At 38.8% G+C, this 23,071-nt stretch carries 19 protein-coding genes; 9 read left to right on the top strand and 10 right to left on the bottom strand.

The annotated features are described in order from the left end of the window. Positions 1-160: 160 nt before the first annotated feature. Complete coding sequence (locus F985_RS10880) at positions 161-739, top strand: flavin reductase family protein (RefSeq protein ID WP_004700871.1); 579 nt, start codon at positions 161-163, stop codon at positions 737-739. 59 nt (positions 740-798) lie between these two features. Here F985_RS10880 and F985_RS10875 read toward each other — a convergent pair whose 3' ends face one another. From F985_RS10875 to F985_RS10865, 3 genes are all read right to left on the bottom strand, one after another. After that, positions 799-2,427, bottom strand: coding sequence for an AMP-binding protein (locus F985_RS10875; RefSeq protein WP_004700870.1), 1,629 nt, complete (start codon positions 2,425-2,427; stop codon positions 799-801). Between the two features lie 220 nt (positions 2,428-2,647). Next, a complete protein-coding gene (locus tag F985_RS10870) occupies positions 2,648-3,784 on the bottom strand; it encodes an acyl-CoA dehydrogenase family protein (protein ID WP_004700869.1) in 1,137 nt (378 codons plus the stop codon). A gap of 18 nt (positions 3,785-3,802) precedes the next feature. Further along, the gene (locus F985_RS10865; RefSeq protein ID WP_004700868.1) at positions 3,803-4,573 is read right to left on the bottom strand and encodes a 3-hydroxyacyl-CoA dehydrogenase; all 771 of its coding nucleotides are present in this window, start codon (positions 4,571-4,573) and stop codon (positions 3,803-3,805) included. Between the two features lie 166 nt (positions 4,574-4,739). On the opposite strand from F985_RS10865, the gene F985_RS10860 reads away from it, so the two are divergent. Then, a complete protein-coding gene (locus F985_RS10860; RefSeq protein WP_004700867.1) occupies positions 4,740-5,765 on the top strand; it encodes an AraC family transcriptional regulator in 1,026 nt (341 codons plus the stop codon). Between the two features lie 16 nt (positions 5,766-5,781). On the opposite strand, the gene prmC is transcribed toward F985_RS10860, so the two are convergent. Together prmC and prfA are read right to left on the bottom strand one after the other, a co-directional pair. Beyond that, positions 5,782-6,594 carry a peptide chain release factor N(5)-glutamine methyltransferase gene (gene prmC / locus F985_RS10855; RefSeq protein ID WP_004700865.1) on the bottom strand — a complete coding sequence of 271 codons (813 nt, stop codon included), beginning with the start codon at positions 6,592-6,594 and terminating at the stop codon, positions 5,782-5,784. Then, a complete protein-coding gene (prfA, locus tag F985_RS10850; protein ID WP_004700863.1) occupies positions 6,594-7,682 on the bottom strand; it encodes a peptide chain release factor 1 in 1,089 nt (362 codons plus the stop codon). The genes prmC and prfA overlap by 1 nt, the downstream gene beginning before the upstream one ends. Before the next feature lie 398 nt (positions 7,683-8,080). On the opposite strand from prfA, the gene F985_RS10845 reads away from it, so the two are divergent. From F985_RS10845 to F985_RS10830, 4 genes are all read left to right on the top strand, one after another. Continuing rightward, the gene (locus tag F985_RS10845) at positions 8,081-8,500 is read left to right on the top strand and encodes a glycine zipper domain-containing protein (protein WP_004700861.1); all 420 of its coding nucleotides are present in this window, start codon (positions 8,081-8,083) and stop codon (positions 8,498-8,500) included. 236 nt (positions 8,501-8,736) lie between these two features. After that, positions 8,737-9,255 (top strand): hypothetical protein, encoded by a 519-nt coding sequence (locus F985_RS10840; RefSeq protein ID WP_004700859.1) that lies wholly within the window; start codon positions 8,737-8,739, stop codon positions 9,253-9,255. Between the two features lie 135 nt (positions 9,256-9,390). Beyond that, positions 9,391-10,395 (top strand): LLM class flavin-dependent oxidoreductase, encoded by a 1,005-nt coding sequence (locus F985_RS10835; RefSeq protein ID WP_004700857.1) that lies wholly within the window; start codon positions 9,391-9,393, stop codon positions 10,393-10,395. A gap of 147 nt (positions 10,396-10,542) precedes the next feature. Continuing rightward, a complete protein-coding gene (locus F985_RS10830) occupies positions 10,543-11,106 on the top strand; it encodes an NAD(P)/FAD-dependent oxidoreductase (RefSeq protein WP_004700855.1) in 564 nt (187 codons plus the stop codon). Positions 11,107-11,146: 40 nt separating this feature from the next. Here the strand turns inward: F985_RS10830 and pgaD are convergent, their stop codons facing one another. The 5 genes from pgaD to ppsR form a co-directional block, all read right to left on the bottom strand. Next, positions 11,147-11,611, bottom strand: a complete 465-nt coding sequence (gene pgaD, locus F985_RS10825) for a poly-beta-1,6-N-acetyl-D-glucosamine biosynthesis protein PgaD (RefSeq protein WP_004700853.1) — start codon at positions 11,609-11,611, stop codon at positions 11,147-11,149. Further along, positions 11,608-12,855, bottom strand: a complete 1,248-nt coding sequence (gene pgaC, locus F985_RS10820) for a poly-beta-1,6-N-acetyl-D-glucosamine synthase (protein ID WP_004700851.1) — start codon at positions 12,853-12,855, stop codon at positions 11,608-11,610. The genes pgaD and pgaC overlap by 4 nt, the downstream gene beginning before the upstream one ends. Then, a complete protein-coding gene (gene pgaB / locus F985_RS10815) occupies positions 12,855-14,684 on the bottom strand; it encodes a poly-beta-1,6-N-acetyl-D-glucosamine N-deacetylase PgaB (protein WP_004700848.1) in 1,830 nt (609 codons plus the stop codon). The genes pgaC and pgaB overlap by 1 nt, the downstream gene beginning before the upstream one ends. Then, complete coding sequence (gene pgaA / locus F985_RS10810; protein ID WP_004700846.1) at positions 14,684-17,122, bottom strand: poly-beta-1,6 N-acetyl-D-glucosamine export porin PgaA; 2,439 nt, start codon at positions 17,120-17,122, stop codon at positions 14,684-14,686. The genes pgaB and pgaA overlap by 1 nt, the downstream gene beginning before the upstream one ends. A gap of 387 nt (positions 17,123-17,509) precedes the next feature. Then, positions 17,510-18,346: a posphoenolpyruvate synthetase regulatory kinase/phosphorylase PpsR gene (ppsR, locus tag F985_RS10805; RefSeq protein WP_004700844.1), complete on the bottom strand. Its 837-nt coding sequence runs from the start codon at positions 18,344-18,346 to the stop codon at positions 17,510-17,512. A gap of 147 nt (positions 18,347-18,493) precedes the next feature. Between ppsR and ppsA the strand changes: the two genes are divergently transcribed. The 3 genes from ppsA to cyoA all read left to right on the top strand — a co-directional run bounded on the left by ppsA (position 18,494) and on the right by cyoA (position 23,071). Further along, positions 18,494-20,881: a phosphoenolpyruvate synthase gene (gene ppsA / locus F985_RS10800; protein ID WP_171057798.1), complete on the top strand. Its 2,388-nt coding sequence runs from the start codon at positions 18,494-18,496 to the stop codon at positions 20,879-20,881. A 64-nt stretch (positions 20,882-20,945) separates the two neighbouring features. Next, positions 20,946-21,701: an RDD family protein gene (locus F985_RS10795; protein WP_004700841.1), complete on the top strand. Its 756-nt coding sequence runs from the start codon at positions 20,946-20,948 to the stop codon at positions 21,699-21,701. Between the two features lie 317 nt (positions 21,702-22,018). After that, on the top strand, positions 22,019-23,071 hold the full coding sequence (gene cyoA / locus F985_RS10790) for a ubiquinol oxidase subunit II (protein ID WP_004700839.1): 1,053 nt from the start codon (positions 22,019-22,021) through the stop codon (positions 23,069-23,071).

Here is a 23,071-nt window from a genome sequence, read left to right as displayed (position 1 = left end):
TCACTTAGAAGCCAAATGATTTTATGACTAAGTTAATTATTATGAAAGCTATAAAATAGAAACAGTTTTTTATTCGGTTACTGCTCTATTGTTCACATTACTTCTTTCAAACTTTCTGCAACAATAGAACGAATTAGTTTCTTTGTTACTTAGGCTAAATATGTCCCAATCATATATTGCACCAGTAGAGTTAGAAAAAGCTTATCGTTTATTAAATCATGGTCCAACTGTGTTGGTTTCTGCACAACATGGTGATGACCGCAATGTAATGGCTGCCGCATGGGCATGTGCCTTAGAATTTAAGCCTGCCAAAGTGTCTGTAGTTTTAGATAAAAGTACGAAAACTCGACAGCTTGTTGAGCAAAGTGGTTACTTCACCCTACAAGTTCCTTGCTATGCACAGCTTAATATGACCAAGCAACTTGGAACCATTAGTAAGTTGGATGACCCACAAAAACTTGAACACTGTGGAGTTGAACTATTCTATCAAGAAGACCTGAGTAGCCCACTTGTATCACGTTGTATCGCATGGCTGGTTTGTAAACTTATTCCTGAACCGCATAATCAGTCAGTTCATGATTTATTTATTGGTTCTGTTGTAGGTGCATGGGCAGATAGTCGCGTTTTTAGAGATGGGCACTGGCATTTTCAAGATGCGCCAAAAGAACTTCGAAGCCTGCATTATATTGCAGGTGGAACGTTTTACTTAATTGGTGAAGAAGTGAAAGCTGATCTTTAAGATAAAAATAAAGGGAAATATTTAAATATTTCCCTTTATTCAATTTAGCTTGCATAGGCTTACTGCATTTTTGCAATTTCTTGCTGCTTCAATAATCCTCTTTGAATTTTTCCGCTCGTGGTTTTCGGCAGACTATCCACAAACTCAATTTCTTTTGGATACGCATGACGAGATAAACGGTTACGAACATATTGCTGTAACTTATCTTTTAATGTTTCACACGCTTGATAAGCAGGCTTAAGTACCACAAAAGCTTTTACTATTTCGGTTCGTTCTGGATCTGGCTTACCAATTACGGCTGACTCTAATACCGCCTCACACTCTAATAAAGTACTTTCAACATCGAATGGTCCAACTCTATAGCCCGAGGTTGTAATGACATCGTCAACACGCCCTACAAAATCAATGCCACCATGTTCGTTTAAAGTGACCGTGTCACCAGTTAAATAATATTTGCCAACAAACGATTTTCGATTATTGCCACCATAACCTTTAAACCACATCAATGGAGATTGCTCCGAGTCCATCGCCAAGATACCCACACCACCAGTTGGTAATTCTTGATAATTTTGGTCTAACACCGCAAAACGATGTCCAGGAATTGCGAAACCAGCTGAACCTACTTTTAATAGATGCTCAAGCGCATGATGATTTGCAATCACCATCCCTAGCTCAGTTTGGCCATATTGATCGAAAATATTGACCTCTAAATCCTGCTTGAACCAGTTCACAACCTCAGGAGTTAATGGCTCACCTGCACTACTCACTACGCGTAAATGTTGTTTAATTGAAGGGTCAAATTTTTCCTTAAACCCAAAGAACATTCGAAATGCTGTAGGCGAACCAGTTAAATTACTTACTTTATATTTTTTAATTAATTCTATTGCCTGATCTACATTAAATGAACGCTCATCCATAATAATGCTATGCCCCAAGCTTAAAGGCCCGATAATGCCATAGTACAAACCATATGCCCAGCCCGGATCTGCTAAATTCCAGAACATATCCTCTTCACGCAAATCGACAGCATGGGTCATATAACCTTTAAATGCTAAAATTGCTTTTAGTGGAACGGGTACAGACTTCGCAAGTCCAGTTGTACCAGAGGTAAACATCATTAAAAAGTCATCTTCAAAGCTACGACTAACTGGCTCAAATTGCTCAGAATAGCGTTGTAAAGATTGCCAAAAATCAAAGTCATGCTCAGACAAAGGACCAGTCTGATGAACAGTGACAATAACCGGAACATTTAAAGTATTCAGTTTAGGACGCTGTTCATCATTGGTCACAATCAATTTAGTTTGAGCAGTCGTAATACGGTGATCAATCGATTTTGCTTCAAAGGCAGTAAATAAAGGCTGATAAATAGCGCCTATACGCCACGCTGCCAAAATTGTAATTAATAACTCAGGCGTTCTTGGTAGAAGTCCTGCAATACAATCTCCAGCTTGAATTCCTTGTGCTTTAAAGAAGTTAGCAAGTTTTCCAGAAAGTTCAGCAAGTTGTTCGAACGTATAGTGCTCTGCCTGTCCGTTTTTTCCTTCCCAAATGAGCGCTGTTTTATTTTTTCCTACATAACGCTCACAGCACTCAACATAAGCATTTATCGCTTGGGGGTACCCAACAAGTTGCTCTTCAATGAGTTGTGCAAGATCAAATTGCTGATAAGCTTCTGCCAAAGTTTTCATGATGCTCACCTTCATTCCGTTTGATGATTAATTTTGTGTAAGGCCACAAAATCTGTCCTGACTGTTATTGTTTTAGCTAAAGCTCGAAGAATATTTCTTCAACTTTTCCATCTATTTCAAACAAAACTAATAGCAAAAATGCATGATTTCAATTGCAAGAAACCGCACATGGCATGCGGCTTCTTGCAGTTTTAAGTTTAAAAACTCAATACCTTATGATCTAAACTTGAGCCACTTCGCGAGCAATCACCAAGCGCTGAATATCAGAAGCACCTTCATAAATCTGGCTTACACGAACATCACGATAAATTCTCTCAACAGGGAAATCACTAACGTAGCCATAACCGCCATGAATCTGAATTGCATCCGAACATACTCGCTCAGCCATAGTTGATGCAAAGAGTTTCGCCATTGAGGCTTCTTTTAAACAAGGTAGCTCTGCATCTTTTAAAGTCGCAGCATGTAAAACCAGCTGATGTGCCGCTTCAATCTGGGTTGCCATATCTGCTAAGCGAAAACCAACCGCCTGATGCTGAACCAGTTCTACACCAAAGGCCTTACGTTCATTTGCGTATTGGACAGCAGCATCAAAAGCAGCTCTTGCCATACCAACAGATTGAGCCGCAATACCAATACGACCAGCCGCTAAATTAGATAGCGCAATTTTATAACCTTCACCTTCTTGTCCCGCCAAATTTTCTAAAGGAATCCGGCAGTCTTCAAGCGTAATGGTTGCGGTGTCCGAAGCATGTTGACCCATTTTGTCTTCAATACGAGTGACCAAGTAACCTTGCGTATTCGTAGGTACAAGAAAGCATGAAATGCCCTTTTTGCCAGCCTGTTTATCTGTAACCGCAAACACCAAAGCCACTTGAGCATTTTTACCACTGGTAATAAATTGCTTTACACCATTGAGCACCCAATAGTCGCCATCTCGCTCGGCTTTACATAAAATCGCGCTCGCATCGGAACCGACATGTGGCTCAGTTAAACAAAAGCACCCTAGCCATTCGCCAGAGGCAAATTTTGGCAAATAGGTTTGTTTTTGCTGCTCTGAACCGTATGCCAGTGTAATACCGCAAATCAATGAATTTTGAACACTGACGATTGTCGAAATAGCACCATCACCTGCGGCAATTTCTTCAATCGCAAGCACCAAAGAAACATAGTCCATTCCGGCACCGCCCCATTCATCGGGCACAGTCATTCCCATAGCGCCTAGTGCACCTAAATCTTTTAACTCCTGAGCCGGAAATTCATGGGTCTTATCGCGATGGGCAGCTGTTGGTTTTAACTGATTTTGCGCATAGTTACGCATCATCTCCTGAACCATGCTTTGTTCAGCATTTAGAATCATTTCAACCTCCTTATTTTATTATTTTGCTGCCATGCGAATTGCACCATCTAGACGGATAACTTCACCATTTAAATAGGAATTTTCAGCAATATGCGCAACCAAACGAGCAAACTCTTCTGGTTTTCCTAAACGAGATGGATACGGAACCATTTGCCCCAAAGCATCTTGTACATTTTGCGGCATACCCTTAAGCATTGGAGTTTCCATAATTCCCGGTGCAATGGTCATAATACGAATGGCATGTCGCGCAAGCTCACGAGCAATTGGTAAAGTCATCGCCACAATGGCGCCTTTAGATGCAGAATAAGCTGCTTGTCCAATTTGGCCATCAAATGCCGCAACAGACGCAGTGTTAACAATGACACCACGGTCCTCTTCACCTTCTTCAACTGTATTTTTACTCATTGCATCTGCTGCAAAACGCAGCATGTTAAATGTACCTGTGACATTAATATTTAAAGTCTTTGCAAATAACCCCAAGTCATGAACGCCCTCACGGCCAACTACTTTCGCAGAAGGGCCAATACCTGCACAGTTCACCAAACCATGCAAATAACCATGTTTAGCCAACACATCTTTAAAGAATTGCTCAGCAGCTGCTTCATCGGTTACATCAAGTTTTACAAAGTCAGCTTTTGGCCCTAACTGTTTCGCCTGCTGCTCACCTGCTTCTACATTCATGTCTACTAATGTGACTGAGGCACCCTGCTTTACCAAATACTCAGCAGTTGCAGCCCCTAAACCAGAGCCACCACCTGTAATCACGAAATGTTTTCCTTGAATTTTCATTATGTAACGTCCTATAGAAATGTTCTTTAACCTTAGTAGTGAGAGTAAAAGTTGTTTTTTTCCGATACAATTTCAAAAAACCTCAAAATGCTTGCAGCTTTTGATCAATCCAAATTTTGAATATGAAATATTTCATTTGAAATACGTAAAAAAATGAGTCTTTGACATGGTTGTCCAATCTTCTTTAAGTAAAGGAACAATTTCGATTGCACTGGTACATGAAGCATTAAGTGCGGCTTATGCCAAGGGTCTAAATACTCAAATCATTTTGAATAAAGCTGGCATTCCTGCTGAATTGCTCATGACACCCAAAGCCCGTGTTCCGGTAGGAACGTATGCACAATTATGGATAGAACTTGCTAATGCCATGAATGACGAGTTTTTTGGGATGGATAGCCACCCTATGCGTCGTGGCAGCTATAAATTACTTACAAAACTCGTCAGTACGGCTGAAACTTTAGAAAAGGCTCTCTACGATATTTTGAAGTTTTTTAACTTCGTTTTAGATGATATGCGTGGAGAGTTAATTCGAGAACAAGAAAAAGCTTATTTGGTCATTCGTGATCGTGAACAACCTAAACGTATGTTTACTTACGCAACCTTTTTAATGTTGGTACATGGGCTTATGTGCTGGTTAATAGACCAGCGAATTAGTTTAAACAGTATTGCTGTACGCTGTTCAAAACCAAACGATATTCAAGATTATCTAGTTCGTTTCTGTGAAAATATACAATTTAATGCCGAGATAAATCAGGTTGAGTTTGATGCCCACTATTTAGATATTAAAATTAAAAAAGATAAAAAAGCGCTTTATGATTTTTTAGAACAAACTCCACAGAATCTTTTGGTTCGTTTTAAAAATGAAAATGCCTTGAGCGTTCTTATTCGTCGTCATTTATTAAAACTTCACCCATCCCAATGGCCTGAACTCAAAGATGTCGCGCAGCAACTCAATATTTCAGAAGCTACTGTTCAACGACGCCTCAAACATGAAGGAGTAAGTTATCAGCAAATTAAAAATGAAATTCGCTGTGATATTGCGATTGAACGCTTAAGTAAAAGCAATGATTCAATACAAGACATTAGTGAAGACTTAAATTTCCATGACCCGAGTGCTTTTCACCGTGCTTTTAAAAAATGGACAGGTATCAGCCCAGGTGCTTACCGAGAAGCTACTCTTAGCTCCGCTTAAATAGTTTCCATTTTACTTATAATGATGCCAAAGTGACTCGATCATTTTGGCCATAATCTTGAATAGTTTTAATTTGGCTAAAACCATGCTCTGTGAAAAGATCTCGAACAGCTTGCCCCTGATCATAACCATGCTCTAATGCAATCCAGCCTTGTGGTTTTAACCAGTTTTTCCCTTGAGCAATAATAATTTCAATATCAGCCAGTCCCTGATGGTCTGCAACCAATGCACGGCGCGGTTCTGTTGCCAAAGCTTGCATGTGTTCATCTTCAGGGTCGATATACGGCGGATTAGAAACAATTAAATCAAACTTTTGTGGCTCTAGCGCCTCAAACCACGCGCCGCAAGCGAATTTCACACGTTGTAAATTATGAGCTTGTGCATTTTCTTTTGCGACATCTAAAGTAGGCGCATAAATATCAGTTGCGGTTATCTGCCAATCTGGACGTTCACTCGCTAATGCAAGTGCAATTGCCCCTGTCCCTGTTCCCAAATCCACAATATTTGCGTTATTTGGCAAATTTAGATTTAAAACAGTTTCAACCAAAACCTCAGTATCCGGACGTGGTACTAAAGTATCAGATGTTACTTTTAAATCGAGTGTCCAAAATGGTTGTGAACCCGTCACATAAGCTAAAGGTTCACCATTTTGGATACGTTCAAGACCAGCTACATAGTCTTGCTCTTGCTGGGCTGTTAACTCTTGCTCAAGTCTAAACTTTAATTCAAGCGAATTGATTTTTAGAAAATGCTCAAGCAGCCAAGCATTTTCTTGTCGTTCATAACTGTCAGGCTCACCACGAATTGCAAGCGCTTGAGCAATATTCATTAGCCGCCATTTTCCTGTGCAAGCATTGCAAGCTGATCTGCTTGATATTCACGATGTAAGCTATCGAGCAATTCAGTTAAATCGCCTTCCATGATTGCATCTAACTTATATAAAGTTAGGTTAATACGGTGATCAGTCATACGACCTTGCGGGTAGTTATACGTACGAATACGTTCAGAACGGTCACCAGAGCCAACTAAATCACGGCGCATTTCAGAAGTCGCTGCATCGGCTGCTGCACGTTTTGCATTTTCTAAACGTGATACTAACAAGGCCATCGCTTTAGCTTTGTTTTTATGCTGTGAACGTTCTTCTTGGCATTCAACAACTGTACCCGTTGGGATGTGCGTAATACGTACTGCCGAATCAGTTTTGTTAATGTGCTGACCACCCGCACCAGATGCACGGTAAGTATCAATACGTAAATCTGCTGGGTTAATTTCAACGTTAGTATCAACATCAATTTCAGGCAAAATTGCAACTGTACAAGCTGAAGTATGTACACGACCTTGTGATTCAGTCGCTGGCACACGTTGTACGCGGTGCGCACCACTTTCAAACTTCAAGCGGCCATAAACACCATCACCATCTACACGGCAAATGACTTCTTTAAAGCCACCATGTTCGCCTTCATTTTCAGAAAGGACTTCGATACGCCAGCCTTGTGTCTCGGCATATTTGCTGTACATACGGAACAAATCGCCTGAGAAAATTGCAGCTTCGTCACCACCTGTTCCAGCACGAATTTCTAAATAAGCAGCATTAGAGTCATTTGGATCTTTTGGAATCATCAAAATATTGAGCTGGCTCTCTAATTCTTCAAGCAATGCTTTATTCGCCTGAATTTCTTCTTCTGCCATATCTTTAAAGTCAGGGTCCGACTTCATCATTTCCGCAGTTTCAATGTCTTCTTCTGCTTGACGGTATTTGCCCCAAACTTCGGTAATTTCACTTAAATCACTATGTTCACGAGACAGTTTACGGAAACGTTTGTTATCGGAAATCACTTCTGCATCTGCAAGCAATGCGGTAAGTTCTTCATGACGATCACAGAGTTGATCAAGTCGTAAACGGAGTGACGCTTTCATAAGAGGAAATATCTCAAAAGTCCAAAAAACTTATCTAGATAAATATAAGAAGATAAGCCAAATCATAAAAATAGCGCATAGTTTACAGATTATGCTGATTAAATGACATATGTAATCCTTCAATTCCTGAACTTTAGAATAGTCTTCTCAACATTCCTAAGTACATTAAATTAGATATTTTCCCTATCAAACGCTCACTACTTATTTTCAAACATTTGTATTGGTCAACTTTTCGGTCAGATTGATGGTTTTACATACGTTTTTAATAGAAAGCATACAAACGAGACACTAAACTCCAATAATCAAATGAGGGTTCTCCACATTTAAAGAGAAGTGTTTTGTTACATTTGCCGTAACGAAAGATATATGGTCCTGCAACTTGGGACATGGAGTAAGTAATGAAATTAAATACTTTATTATGTAGTGCAGTTTTGGCTACTTCTATGATGACTGTAGCACATGCTGATAATACAACTCACGTAGCAGCTGCTTCAGCTTTAGGTAGTGTTGCTGGTACTGCAATTGGTAAAAGCATGGGTGGTACATCTGGCGCAACAATTGGTGCTGCTTTAGGTGGTGCTGGTGGTGCAGCAGTTGCTAGTGATCGTCGTCACCGTACAGAATCTGCAATTGGCGGTGGTTTAGGCGGTGGTGCTGGCTATACTGTTGGTAAAAGCATGGGTGGTACAAACGGTGGATACATCGGTGCTGCTTTAGGTGCAGCAGGTGGTGGTGCTTTAGGTAATAAAATCTCTAAAGACCGTGATTATGATCGATCTTCAAAACACTGGAAGAAAAAACATCGTCATCGTCACTAATCATAGTGAAGAGAATATCTTAAAACACCTTCGGGAGTTTTTTTATGATTAACATTTTTGTGGTCTTAAAATCTTTTGCTCATGATTTATTCACATCTTAATACAACCAATACAAAGCAGACACAAAACTATTGTATCGGCATTGCCCTTCTCCATAATTTTCACGAAATTTTTAATTACATTTAGCTCAAGATATTAAAGATTGCTCTTCAGCAAAATGAGCATGGAGTTCCAAAATGAAAATGAATATTTGGTTAGCAAGTGCATTAATCGCAACAACCTCTATGGTGTCAGTTGCACATGCAGATAATGGTACCCGTGTAGCAGCAACTTCGGCTCTAGGTAGTGTAGTCGGTACAGCAATTGGTAGAAGTATTGGTGGTACATCTGGCGCAACAATTGGTGCTGCTTTAGGTGGTGCTGGTGGTGCAGCCGCAGCAAGTGACCGTCGTAACCGTACAGAAGCGGCTATTGGTGGCGCTTTAGGTGGTGGTGCTGGTTATACCGTTGGTAAAAACATGGGTGGTACAAACGGTGGGTATATCGGTGCAGCAGTAGGTGCCGCTGGTGGTTCTGCTTTAGGTCGTAAAGTTGGTCAAGACCGTAACTATGATGACCGTTATGACCGTCGTTATGATCGAGATGACCGCCGTTACGATCGTCGCTATGATCGTGAAGACCGTCGTTATTACAATGATCGCGCTTATTATCGTCATGATAATGGCTTACACCGTGGATGGTATAAACATCACTAATTGGTATACAGATATTAAAAAGCACCCTAGCGGTGCTTTTTTTATTTGGGAGTGAAATTTATATCGAAAAAAATCGATATACATCACCTCATTTATATCGTATTATTTCGATATAACGTTTTTTGAGAATATCGCATGCGATCACTTCAAGACACCAAATTTTCAATTTTGGAGTTAGCTCCAATACGTGATGATAAAACAATCGAGTTTTCATTACGTCATGCATTAGAGCTCGCCCAACATGCAGAAAAATTAGGTTATGACCGTTTTTGGCTTGCAGAACATCATAATATGGATGGAATTGCGAGTTCAGCAACTGCTGTTTTACTTGGCTTTATCGCGGCTCATACCCAGCGCATTCGTTTAGGTTCAGGTGGTATCATGCTACCAAACCATGCACCATTAGTGGTTGCAGAACAATTCGGTACATTAGCAACCTTATATCCAAATCGTATTGAGCTAGGTTTAGGTCGTGCTCCGGGTACAGATCAGCTCACTATGCGTGCCTTACGTCGTGGGCAACAGGAAACGGAAGATCAGTTTCCTAGAGACGTTGTTGAGATTTTGCAATATTTTAAAGCACCTCAACCCGGCCAAAGAATTACTGCCACTCCTGGACAAAATACTCATGTGCCTGTCTGGTTATTGGGTTCAAGCTTATTTAGCGCACAATTGGCTGCGAAGCTAGGATTACCCTATTCATTTGCATCGCATTTTGCGCCACGCATGCTTGGTCAAGCGATTGAACTTTATCGTGTAAATTTCGAACCTTCTGAATATTTGGACAAGCCTTATGTCTCAATGGGCGTACCTGTTGTAGTTGCCAATACAGATGAAGAAGCTCAGTTCCTAGCAACAAGCGCATACCAACGTGTTTTAGGATTAATTCGTGGTGAAAGCTTAAAACTCAAGCCACCAGTTAATTCAATGCAAGGACTATGGAACACAGCAGAACAACTTTCAGTTGAAAATTTCTATCAGATGGCACAAATCGGTTCTGCTGAAACAGTACGTTCAGGTTTAGAAAAGCTTTTGGCTACATATGAAGTCGATGAGTTTATTTTTACTTGTGACGTCTATGATACAAATAAACGTTTAGAAAGCTTTACTCAATTAATGCAATTAAAATCAAGTCATTAATATCTAAACAAAGTCTCATGCTTGGCTCAGTTCCAAGCCTGAGATAACCACCCATCTGAAAATACTTTACCCAGCTACCTTGCTTGGTTATTTATATTAAAACGATAAAAAATCATCATAAATGAAAACCAAAAGGACTTTTGGAAAATGAGTATTGAACTTAAAAATAGTGTTGCAAAATCAGCTACTTTTCAAAATTCAGTTCAGGATTTTGACGCTTTTAATGGTCAAGTTCTTTTATCAAATACAATCAAAGCATATGATTTTTCTAATTTAAATGTAGCGATTATCGGAACGGATCAGGAAACTGTCACACACTTAGACAAAATCTGCCAACAAGCAAAGTTTGTAACTGTATTTCAAATCACACCACACTTTATTTTGCCCCATAGTCAAATTGGTATACATCGTCTCATTACCCATCCACTTATTGCTAAAAACAGGAGGCTATTTAATAACCGTGTAAAAAGTATCTTAGCTCTACGTTTTTTGGAAACCCAAGTAAATGAAACATGGCTGAAGCGTCTTTTGACTCCTAATACTGCAAAAGCCCATAAAACATTTTTTAAATCTGATAACTATTATGCAGCTCTACAGAGACCAAATTGCAAATTACAGACTTGGCCAATTGTGAAAGTTACTCAAACGGCTATATATAGTATGGATGGCACTCAGCAAACCATTGATGTCATTATTAGAACAACTTCTTGAAAATAAAAAAAGCATGGTTGAAATACCATGCTTTTTTCATTCAGTTCAAATCATATTTTTGCAAATGCCCATGCTCATCATAATGCAGAATGACACGTTGAGCTTTTTGCAATTCTGATAATGACGCTGTACTTACTGTAAATTTAAAAGCCAATAAATCATCAGAACTATTTGGCGCTTTACTACGTCGATCATCACCATGAAATCTAAGCCAGTTATAACTTGCCCATAAAATTAGAACCAAAGCACTTAAGCAAATTAAAAGAAGTAAATGCAGTAAAGTTTTGACTTCCGAAATATGATCTACCCACACATAGTCATAAATAAGATGTCCTTCAAAAAACCAAAGAAATAATGACACTAGCGGAAAAAGCAGCCACATTAAACAAAACCAACCTATTGTTTGCAAGGTATAGTTCGCGGTCTTATTTTTTACATATTCAGGCTGATCAATATATTCAGGTATGTCTAAAACTTCTACGTCAGTATTTTCTTCATTTTTCATGAATTATCTCCACGGAAGCCTCGATCGGGACTAACCCAGCGGGCACGTTTTTTTGTGTTAAATATAGTTTTAGGTACCGCAACCACGCTGGTAAATAACGTTAGTAACCAGAAAAACAACGGATACCAAATTACCCAAAAGTAATTTCTAAAAAGACGCCCACGGTCATAACGATGATCGATCCATAAACTGACTAAAAATTGGATGAGACATGTTCCACCCAATATCACGCCATACCACTGTGGCATTAGAGAATTGATCTGCCACTGCTGAGGCAATTCAATAAATAGACCAATCAAGAAAAGTAAGAAAATAAAGATCATCACATATGACCAAACAATACTGACTAAAGCTTCAAGCATGACTGGCCACATACGGCGCAAGCGGACTTTGAGCATTTTTGGAATATATTCCAATAAGACTTCTACCCCACCTTGTGCCCAACGCAAACGCTGTTTCCAAAGACCTTTAAAAGTTTCAGGCATGTAGATATAACAAAGTGCTTGAGGAATATATTGAATATCCCAATGGTCCATCTGAAGCTTCCAAGAGATATCAATATCTTCGGTAATTTTGTCGTCAGACCAAAAACCGACCCGAGCTAGGGCTGTTTTTCTAAACGCTACAATTACTCCTGATACTGTAAAAATACGTCCATACGTGCGCTGTGCTCGCTTAATTAATCCAATAATTGAAGAGAACTCCCCAACCTGTAATTTCCCTAAAATACTTGAGCGATTTAAAATTCTTGGGTTACCAGTGACAGCCCCAATACGTGGAAATTTTAAAAACGGCTGCATGAGCCAAAGTACAGCATGAGGATGTAATAAAGCATCTCCATCAATACAAACTAAATATTCGTATTTGCTTACTAACACTCCCGATCTTAAAGCAACTGCCTTACCTTGGTTTTCTGCTAAGTGCACGACTCTCAGACGAGTATCTTGTGTTGCTAACTCATCAAGAATCTTTGCTGTTCTGTCACTACTACCATCATTTACAGCAATCACTTCAAAATTTGGATATTTTGTTTGCAAGGCATAACGAATGGTTTGCCGCACTTGAGCTTCTTCATTAAAACAAGGAATAATAATGCTGCAACCTTCATTTGAAGGCTCAGGTAATTGCTGTTCATGATATTCCCGTTTAAAGAAAAACCAGAGACCACCTACCATCCATGTCCACGCCATAAGTAGCGGATATAAAAAGGCAAAAGCAAATAGAATATCGAGTAATACTCTCATTACTTTTTCCCCTCATTCGCTAGACCCACAAAGGGCTGATACATCACAGAACTGGAATTTAAGCTGATTGGGTTATATAAATATTCGTGAACACTTTTTGAATTTTTAGGGCTATAGCCATCAACACCAAATTTCTGAATACCTATACGTTGAATATCAAAAAGACCTTGTTTCACTTCTTGCCAAGCATTTTTCTGGTCATTTTCTGGCAATGTTAATGTCAGCATAATTCTTTGCTTGTATTTCGCATCAAGCGTGTTTAAAAGCTCTAAGGCTTGTTTAAATTGTTTTTGCTTACCCACCATATTAAATTTTAGGTTCACTAAATCATTCTGGGTTAAAAGTGATTTTAAAAGTGTTGGTAACTGCTCAATATGCTCTAAGTCTGGTGTCAGCAACAAACTAAACTGGGCCTGATTACTCATATTCAAATAAGGCTTTGCGGCTTTTTGAGTCAGTTGATTCAGTTGTGACAATTGCTTCACTTGTTGAACACAGTTACTTTCGTTCAGCGTTGTATTTTGCATTGCACAATTTAAAGCAGTTCCAGCATTAAGTTGAATACCACTTAAATTGCTATTAAAACGCGCAATATCTTTAGCTAAATCTGCCACCAAAAACGGTTTATTTTTTTGAGGATAAATAGGTAGTTCTAAAATAACCGCCTGACCTGCACGAGTTTGTGCCTGCCATAAACTACGGTTCAAAATATCTTGCTTAACTGGCATTTGAGTTGTTGGGAAATAAGCAACGTCATATTGTCCATCTCCATCTTGGTCATCTAAAGGTTTCAATATCAGCGTATTGTTTTTTAAGCTATAAAGTTTGGATAACAATAACCCTAATTTTTCATCTGACTGAGTATTGCTTAAAGCAGCTAATTGCTTTAAATCCATACTCACAAAATGTTTTGGCTGCTTATATAAATCCTTCTCTGCAGAGTTCAAAATATTAAGCAACGTCTCCGATAGCTGCTCAGCTGTAGAGTTATCCACCATAAGACTGCGTTTGAAGGTAACGTCATTAATTTGGTTCACCCCATCACGCCCTAAACTAAAGGAAAAATTAAACCCTGCTTGTTGAGCTATTTTTTCTAACTGCTGATTGACCGCACCATACGGCCATACAATCGCTTTCGGCTCTACACCCAATTCTTTTTTTAAGACATCATGAGATTTTTTTAAATCGTTCAAAATACGTTGTTGATATTCCGCGTCGGTTTCGTAACGTGCCTGTGATTTTAAATACATATAAGAAGTTGCTGCGGGTTGTTCATTCCCTTGAGGGTTAGCAAGCACACCATGATGCAAATCATCACTATGGCTTGCAAACTCAGCTAAGCCAGAAGCCTGCATTTCTCGTACTTGCTTCCAATTGACCAAGTTCCCTTGTCCATAGGCTTCATAGCCAGCTTTTGTATTACCATTTAGCCAACTGGTTGGGAGTGCAAAAACTGCCGGAATCTGATATTGCTTAAGCAGTGGAAATATACGACTGTAGCTACTTAAAGCACCATCATCAAAGGTTAACAAAATGGCATTATGAGGTAGCTCTTTGCCTTGCTTACGAGCCTCTTCAATATCTTTTAAGCGTATTGGCTTCCACTCAGATTGACTGAGCCAGTCAAAGAACTGCGCTAAATTTTTAGTTTGAATTGCATAAATATCCCGATCGCCCTCTTTTAAAACATCATCTCTGACGTCATGAAAAGTTAAAGAAACCACATGATTTTTTGGTAAATCTTTTTCTATCTGGGCATATGCAAATTGCAGAGGTAACAATGTCGAGGCCAAAGCACAGCCCAACATTTTCGAAAATAAATTATTCATTAAAAACGCCCTTCAAATCCGAAAATACCATAGGTATGCTGTTCACCATGTCCATCGTAAGGATGGTATTGCCAGCCAATTCCATAATTGAGTTGCCATGTCCGTGATAGCTGCCATTGATGTTGATACTGCAAAGAATAGGTTGGTTTAGTGGAATAATCGGCTTGTTTATAAAAGCCCACCCCAGCCTCGAAATGCTGTTTAAATGAACGCTCATATTCACGCCAAGTCACCCATTCATGACTTAAGTTCAACTCTGCGCTGTAATGCGAACTTGGGCTAAAATAAGCAGTTTGATCTTGGCTATTACTGCCGAAAAAACCACGGACAGTGCCATAAGTAATGTGATGCGGCGCTGCAAATAGTCTTTCACGCCAAAAAGTTGAAAATTCTTGTTGTTTATTGCCATCACTAATATCAGTCAAACCGTAACTTGCGCCAATTTGACGTGATTCGTCCTTTTGCCATGTCAATGCAGCTCGATAAGATTGACCATCTTCTCCTGCATCAATCGCTTGTAGAGGAATATCAGCCTGACTGTTATATTGCAATTGATACTGCCAGTGATCATTTAGCCACTGTGACCAATCAAGACGAACACCAGCTTGTCCGCCATCTGTACTTTGCGACAAGATCGCAGATAACGCCTTACGATTGGCTTGCCATTCGCCCCCAACACCATAGCGCTGGTTATGCACGTCGCCAAAATTGTATTCGCCATAACGATCTTGATGCCAAGCGAATAAACGATAATTATCTTTTATCCACGGACTATTAAGGCGAGTTTCCATCTCACGGTCTTTTAAACCGTTTTGTCCACTTACAGAATCGCTATTATTAGCTTTACTTTGGCCCCAAGTCGTTGAATGTGAAATCGTAGCTCTATTACGATCATCCAACTCTTTGCGGCTTTTAATAACGCCACTATCTTCGGGATAAAACTGCACTAAGTTTTGCGTTGTTTTACGCCATGTCTGGATATCACCTAAAGCCTGAGCATTTTGCATTTCATTAATGCGAGTATCTTTAGCAATCGGATCTAAACCATTTAAACGAGAAATTGTTTTTTTTGCTTCTAAAGGCTTTTCTCTCCAGCGCTCCACACGGGCAAGGTTATTAATTAAACTCTCATTTGCAGGTGCCTGCTCTACTGTTTTTTGAAAGTGTTTTTCAGCTTGATCTAAATGATTTGCATAAGCTAAATGCATTCCTTTTAAAGCAATATAATCGTCTCGGTCAGGATGGCTCGTTTTATCTACACCCTTTGCCTGACTATATTTATAAGTCGGAATAAGGTGATCAACTTTTGCCAAAAGCTGTTCAGCTTCCTTATATTTTTCTTGTTCAATATAAGAATAATACAACCCGCTATAGACGATCATATCCGGATAATTTTTTTCGGTTAAAAGTGTCTTATAAACAAGTTCAGCTTGCTTCGGCTTTTGCTCAGCTAAATAACTATCAGCAATTGCATGACGTACATATGCAGGTAATTTCTCAAGCGGAATACTTAATTGAGTAAAATTATCTAAAACCGCTTTCGCTCGCCCTCTAAAATCTAATGCATATAAATAATCGTAGTGAAACCTTAAATAGTTAGGATCTTCTGGCTTTATTTGCTGTTGTAACTTTTGCCCCTTTTCTAACACGCTATCTAATTCAGCAAAACTTTCTGTATCTGATAAGCCTTGGCGATTTAAATATTTATAACGGGTAATTGAATTATTGACCTGCTGAGAAAATTCACTGACTTGTAAAGTTTGCTGTAATTGCGCAGTTTGCTGATTTTTTTCGCTTGTTTGGAGTAATTGCTGAGCTTTTTTATATGCACCAATAGCAATCAAGTCATAGACATACTCTTGTAAAACGGATGAAGACTTAGGTTGTTGCTGATAAGCATGCTCAATTGTAGCTAAAGCATCTACAGGCAAATTAATTAGACGGTAAGCATATGCAATACGTACCAATTGATCAGCATTTAAATTTTTAATATTGATTTTAGATAACAGAGTCTTAGCATTCACTGTGTCTTGCGATTCAGCATATAAAACAGATAATAAAATGCGCCCATCAATCGTTTTGTGAATATTAAGCTTATTTGCCCATTCAAGCGCTATTTTAAAATATTTAAAATCTCGAAAATTTTGAATTAAAGGTAGCTTTGCATATTCCGGAAAATTCACATAATTAATATTTACCAATAAATCTGTAAGTTTAGTCAGATCCTTTTTTTCATTAGACATAACAATTAAATAATCAGCTAACAATTTTTGATCATGTGGAGACTGTTTTAACAATTGATGTAGCTGATAAACAGCCTGTTGGGTTTGCCCTGCTCTATAATCTTGAATAGCCTGCTCACGCAAGACATCCACTTGAGCAGCGTACAATTGAATTGGCAAGAGATATACCAATGAAAAAACACATTTTTTTAGCATTTTGATAATCGGATAGTCCCATATCGAGATGGGAAATTATAATTAAAAATGTGAACTTCATCACAATAATCAAAATGCGCATGACATTTACAACAAATGTAAATTATGAATAAAAAAAGTATTTGTATTTTTAAAAAATAATTAAAAACAAATATTTATAAAAACATAGATTATTATTTTATATACATTTCTTTTCAAAAAGCTTATTTTAACTCACAAACTGTAGTGTAAGAGTTTACTCGCTGATAACTAATCAGAAACGATTCATTAACTTGGCGTTTTATATTTAAAACTTTTATTTTTAATATGTATATAAATTTAAAACCATTCAATCTAATTAACTTTAAATTATTTAAATTGAATGGCCAAAATAAACAGTTGATTTAATTAACCGATACGTCGTTTTAAACCAGTCATTTGTAAAATACGAGTAGAGATTTCTTCAATTGACATTTCAGTGACATTTAAATATTTAATACCTTCTGAAATATAAATACCTTCAATCGCTCTTAATTCCATTTGACACTGACTAAAACTTGCATATCGACTATTTGCTTTGCGCTCGCTTCGAATAGCAACTAACCGTTCTGCATCAATCATTAAACCAAACAGTTTGCTACGATGTTCTCTTAATACTGCTGGTAGACGGTTATCGTCCAAATCTTCTTCTGTCAAAGGATAGTTAGCTACACGAATACCAAACTGTAGTGAAAGATAAATAGAAGTTGGGGTCTTACCTGAGCGAGAAACACCAATTAAAATCAAATCTGCTTTATCGTAATGACGGGTACGCGCCCCATCGTCGTTATCAAGTGCGAAATGCACTGCATCAATACGTGCTTTATAATACTCAGAATCAGTAACTGCATGTGTTTGCCCAACTAATGTTGTTGGCGGCGTTCCAAGCTCCTGCTCAAGTTTACTGATTAGTCCTTCAAATACATCTAAATTAACCGCTTTTGCAGTATTAATAATTTCACGGACATGCGGATCAACTAAAGTATCAAATACTAATGGTAAGCATCCATCACGGGTTTGACATTTATTAATCTCAACCACAATAGCCATTGCTGCCTCTTCAGTTGTGATATAAGGCATGATGTGAATGTCAAAATCTACATTAGGGAATTGTGCTAATAACGAATGTCCAAGAGTCTCGGCAGTAATTGCAGTTCCATCAGAAATAAAAAAAACACTCCGCTTATACTGTTTACTTTCTGACATTAAAATTCTCCTTAAACATTTGTCTTAGTGCTATATAATCTTTATAGTAAACTGATCTTACATGACTGTCGCTTAGTAAAATTCTCAACTAAGCACTTTATTTTTTTAATTTCATGCCAAGATAGACATTAATACTGCAAAAGTGGAGTGAAAACTTTGGAAGCGCGCGTAATCGGTCTAGAAAAATTAGGGAAACACGATGTCGAACTCGTAGGTGGGAAAAACTCATCTTTGGGTGAAATGATCAGCCATTTATCAAATGCTGGTGTATCGGTACCTGGTGGTTTTGCAACAACTGCTGAGGCCTATCGTGAGTTCTTAGACCAAAGCGGTCTTAACGCTCGAATTCAAGCAGAACTTGCACAACTTAACGTCGATGATGTAAATGCACTTGCAGAAACAGGCGCTAAAATTCGTCAATGGATTGTAGAGACTCCACTCACTGCAACCTTAGAACAAGAAATTCGCGCCGCTTTTACAGAACTCTCTAACGGCAACCCTGATATCGCGGTTGCCGTTCGTTCATCTGCAACTGCTGAAGATTTACCAGATGCATCTTTCGCAGGTCAACAAGAAACTTTCTTGAATATTCGTGGTATTGATAACGTACTTATCGCCATCAAAGAAGTATTTGCTTCTTTATATAATGACCGTGCTATTTCTTACCGTGTACACCAAGGCTTCGATCATGATGTTGTCGCATTATCTGCGGGCGTTCAGCGTATGGTTCGTTCTGAAACTGGCGCTGCGGGTGTAATGTTTACACTCGATACTGAGTCTGGTTTCCGTGATGTTGTATTTATTACTGCATCTTATGGCTTAGGTGAAATGGTTGTACAAGGTGCAGTTAACCCTGACGAATTTTACCTATCTAAACCATTATTAAATGCTGGCAAACATGCGGTATTACGCCGTAACTTAGGCTCTAAGCACCAAAAAATGATTTATGGTGAAGAAGGTTCAGCTGGCAAATCAGTTGTTGTTGTTGATGTTGAAAAACAAGAGCGTCAACAATTCGCATTAAATGATCATGAATTACAAGAATTAGCAAAACAAGCGCTTATTATTGAGCAGCACTACGGTGCACCAATGGATATTGAATGGGCAAAAGATGGTGACGATGGTCAAATCTATATTGTCCAAGCTCGTCCTGAAACCGTTAAGAGCCGTCAAAATGTCGGCACAATGGAGCGCTACCTACTCAAACAAAGAGGTACTGTTCTTTGTGAAGGTCGTTCAATTGGTCAACGTATCGGTTCTGGTAAAGTTCGTATTGTTAGCTCAATTAAAGAAATGGACAAAGTACAAGACGGTGATGTACTTGTATCTGACATGACTGATCCAGATTGGGAACCAGTAATGAAACGTGCTGCCGCGATTATCACTAACCGTGGTGGTCGTACGTGTCACGCGGCAATTATTGCTCGTGAACTTGGTGTTCCGGCAATTGTAGGTTGTGGTAACGCAACTGAGGTATTGACTGACGGCCAAGAAGTTACTGTTTCTTGCGCTGAGGGTGATACCGGTTTCATCTACGAAGGTGCATTAGATTTTGAAGTTCAACGTAACTCTGTTGAGTCTATGCCTAAACTTTCATTCAAAATCATGATGAACGTAGGTAACCCTGACCGTGCTTTTGACTTTGCTCAAATTCCAAACGAAGGTATTGGTCTTGCTCGTTTAGAATTCATTATTAACCGCATGATCGGTGTTCACCCTAAAGCGCTTCTTAATATTGAAAGCTTACCTCGTGAAACTCGTGCTGCTGTAATGACACGCACAGCTGGCTATGCATCACCTGTAGAATTCTATGTTGAAAAACTAGTTGAAGGTATTGCAACACTTGCTGCAGCGTTTGCTGACAAACCAGTAATCGTTCGTATGTCTGACTTTAAGTCAAATGAGTACGCAAACCTTATCGGTGGTAAGTTATACGAACCGGAAGAAGAAAACCCAATGCTTGGCTTCCGTGGTGCAAGCCGTTATGTTTCAGATAACTTCCGTGACTGTTTTGAACTCGAATGCCGTGCACTTAAAAAAGTTCGTGATGAAATGGGTCTAACCAATATCCAAATCATGATTCCTTTCGTGCGTACAGTATCTGAAGCAAAACGTGTAATTGAGCTACTTGCTCAAAATGGTTTGAAACGTGGTGAGAACGGCTTAAAAGTAATCATGATGTGTGAATTACCAACTAACGCATTGTTAGCTGAACAATTCCTTGAGCACTTTGATGGTTTCTCTATCGGTTCTAACGACTTGACTCAATTAACACTTGGTCTAGACCGTGACTCAGGTATTGTTTCTCACTTATTTGACGAACGTGATGCTGCTGTTAAAGCACTTCTTTCTATGGCAATTCATGCTTGTCGTAAAGCGGGCAAATATGTGGGTATCTGTGGTCAAGGACCGTCTGATCACCCTGACCTTGCAAAATGGTTAATGGAACAAGGTATTGAGTCAGTGTCTCTTAACCCTGACTCAGTTTTAGATACATGGTTCTTCCTTGCTGAAGAAAAAATCAAGCAAATCTAATTTGTTATAGAAAAAGACCCATCCGTGGGTCTTTTTTCATCTTTAGAATAGAGAATTTTTACTTATGCAAATTTACTTGGCACGTAATAATCAACAAGCTGGGCCTTATACCTTAGAACAACTAAATCAGATGTTGGCAAGCCAACAAGTTTTACTCACTGATTTAGCTTGGCATGAATGCATGACAGAGTGGAAAGCTTTAGGAGAATTAACCCAAGGTAAACTTGTATATCAACCTACGGGTTATTCTGCTTTTTCAGCAAATACAAATACGACTCATAATGAGACAATTCAGCACATTCGTGTAGAAACTAAAACACATGAACTTGCTTCAATTTCATCTCGTGCTCTTGCAAAAATTATTGACCTATTACTTTGGTTACCTATTGCAGCCATTCCTTCTTTCTTCTTTAACGAAGCTCAATATAAACAACTTTTTGAGTTACAAAAACAGATGCAATCTGCAGAAGTTGCCTCAACTAAAGCAGCGGAACTTCAACAACAGCTTTTTACGCTTATTCCGATTGAAGCATGGCATACAATGTTAGTTTATGTCGTCATCATGCTCGCTATCCAAGCTTTTCTTTTAACCAAATTTGGTCAAAGTATAGGGAAGAAAATTGTCGGAATTAAGATTGTAGATGCTGAAACTAATGGTAAAGTTAATTTAACGCGTGTCTTCTTACTCAGAAGTATCGTTTTCATTATATTGAACTTACTGTTTATGCCTATTAGCACAATTATTGACTATGCTTTTGCATTAGGCCAAAAACGACAGGCTCTACATGACAAAATTGCAAGAACAAAAGTGATCAAATGAGTGTGAATGACTCATTCATTTAAAGTCTAAAAAAAAGGAGGCACCCCACCTCCTTTTTTCTATAGAGAATTGATATTTAAATAAAAGCTCCATCAAGATTCGATACCCTACAAAAAGAATCGGGTTTTAAAACAATTATTTCAAGCTGCTTTATGTGTAGCTTAGTTTGTCGATATGAGGCATAATGCCCTACAACGTAGCGGTGTCGCATCATTGAGAAGTCTAAATTTTTTAAGACTAGCATTCTCAATCATGCGACACTTTAATCGCTATCCCATATTTAATTAGGGAATGGGACTCTTCACCGAGGTTGTAAAATGAGACAAACGATTTTAGCTGTATTGTCTTTATCAACGCTTGCCGCACTTTTGACTGGGTGTGGTGGTGATATGGTACTTCTAAACTCTAAAGGTCCAGTTGGTCAAGGTCAAAGTGACCTTATGATGACTGCGATCTATTTAATGTTACTTGTGGTGATTCCTTCAATCATCATGGCATTATGGTTTGGTTGGAAATATCGTGCGTCAAATAAAGATGCAGACTATAAACCTACATGGGCACACTCAACTGCAATTGAAGTTGTAGTATGGGGTATCCCTGTCATTATTATTGGTATTTTAGCTTGGTTAACTTGGTGGGGTTCCCACAAGTATGACCCATACCGTCCTTTAGAATCAGATAAAGCACCTTTAACTATTCAGGTTATTGCTGAACAGTTCAAGTGGATCTTTATTTATCCTGAACAAAACATTGCGACTGTTAACGAAGTACGTTTCCCAGAAAAAACTCCGTTAAGCTTCAAAATCACTTCTAACTTCACAATGAACTCATTCTTCATTCCACAGTTAGGCGGTCAGATTTACGCAATGGCAGGTATGCAAACTCACCTTCATTTGTTAGCAAATGAAACTGGTGTATATCGTGGTTTCTCTTCTAACTACTCAGGCTATGGTTTCTCTCAAATGCGTTTCAAAGCGCATAGCGTTACAGAGCAACAATTCAATGAATGGGTAGCAGCTGTTAAAGCTGGTAAGGGTTCAACTATTAATCCAGAAGCAGTTCAAAAAGCTACGCTTGACCAAGCTGAATTGGCAACCTTACGTGATGGCGACCGTTCTAAGCACCAAATCGAGCATTTAGTAAATCGTGCTAAAGCTGCTGGTGATCAAGAAGCACTTGCTAAAGCAGAAGCGATGAAACCGTTCCCGACTAAGCCGCACCCTGTGACTTATTACTCTTCAGTTGAACCAAAACTGTTTGAAACAGTTATCAACCATTATATGAGTAACTATCATGGTGTTGACCACTCTGCTGAACATGCAACAGCTGACACTCATGCTGCAGCTGAACACGCTGCTCAAGGGGAATAA

It is taken from the genome of Acinetobacter seifertii, assembly GCF_000368065.1.
Taxonomy (GTDB): domain Bacteria; phylum Pseudomonadota; class Gammaproteobacteria; order Pseudomonadales; family Moraxellaceae; genus Acinetobacter; species Acinetobacter seifertii.
The sequence above is the reverse complement of the archived record's forward strand: the minus strand, read 5'-3'. Positions and strand labels throughout refer to the sequence as shown.

Excerpts from the sequence above, each read along its gene's own strand:
- F985_RS10880 (WP_004700871.1), top strand. The coding sequence starts at position 161 with ATGTCCCAATCATATATTGCACCAGTAGAGTTAGAAAAAGCTTATCGT.
- F985_RS10875 (WP_004700870.1), bottom strand. The coding sequence starts at position 2,427 with ATGAAAACTTTGGCAGAAGCTTATCAGCAATTTGATCTTGCACAACTC.
- F985_RS10870 (WP_004700869.1), bottom strand. The coding sequence starts at position 3,784 with ATGATTCTAAATGCTGAACAAAGCATGGTTCAGGAGATGATGCGTAAC.
- F985_RS10865 (WP_004700868.1), bottom strand. The coding sequence starts at position 4,573 with ATGAAAATTCAAGGAAAACATTTCGTGATTACAGGTGGTGGCTCTGGT.
- F985_RS10860 (WP_004700867.1), top strand. The coding sequence starts at position 4,740 with ATGGTTGTCCAATCTTCTTTAAGTAAAGGAACAATTTCGATTGCACTG.
- prmC (WP_004700865.1), bottom strand. The coding sequence starts at position 6,594 with ATGAATATTGCTCAAGCGCTTGCAATTCGTGGTGAGCCTGACAGTTAT.
- prfA (WP_004700863.1), bottom strand. The coding sequence starts at position 7,682 with ATGAAAGCGTCACTCCGTTTACGACTTGATCAACTCTGTGATCGTCAT.
- F985_RS10845 (WP_004700861.1), top strand. The coding sequence starts at position 8,081 with ATGAAATTAAATACTTTATTATGTAGTGCAGTTTTGGCTACTTCTATG.
- F985_RS10840 (WP_004700859.1), top strand. The coding sequence starts at position 8,737 with ATGAAAATGAATATTTGGTTAGCAAGTGCATTAATCGCAACAACCTCT.
- F985_RS10835 (WP_004700857.1), top strand. The coding sequence starts at position 9,391 with ATGCGATCACTTCAAGACACCAAATTTTCAATTTTGGAGTTAGCTCCA.
- F985_RS10830 (WP_004700855.1), top strand. The coding sequence starts at position 10,543 with ATGAGTATTGAACTTAAAAATAGTGTTGCAAAATCAGCTACTTTTCAA.
- pgaD (WP_004700853.1), bottom strand. The coding sequence starts at position 11,611 with ATGAAAAATGAAGAAAATACTGACGTAGAAGTTTTAGACATACCTGAA.
- pgaC (WP_004700851.1), bottom strand. The coding sequence starts at position 12,855 with ATGAGAGTATTACTCGATATTCTATTTGCTTTTGCCTTTTTATATCCG.
- pgaB (WP_004700848.1), bottom strand. The coding sequence starts at position 14,684 with ATGAATAATTTATTTTCGAAAATGTTGGGCTGTGCTTTGGCCTCGACA.
- pgaA (WP_004700846.1), bottom strand. The coding sequence starts at position 17,122 with ATGCTAAAAAAATGTGTTTTTTCATTGGTATATCTCTTGCCAATTCAA.
- ppsR (WP_004700844.1), bottom strand. The coding sequence starts at position 18,346 with ATGTCAGAAAGTAAACAGTATAAGCGGAGTGTTTTTTTTATTTCTGAT.
- F985_RS10795 (WP_004700841.1), top strand. The coding sequence starts at position 20,946 with ATGCAAATTTACTTGGCACGTAATAATCAACAAGCTGGGCCTTATACC.
- cyoA (WP_004700839.1), top strand. The coding sequence starts at position 22,019 with ATGAGACAAACGATTTTAGCTGTATTGTCTTTATCAACGCTTGCCGCA.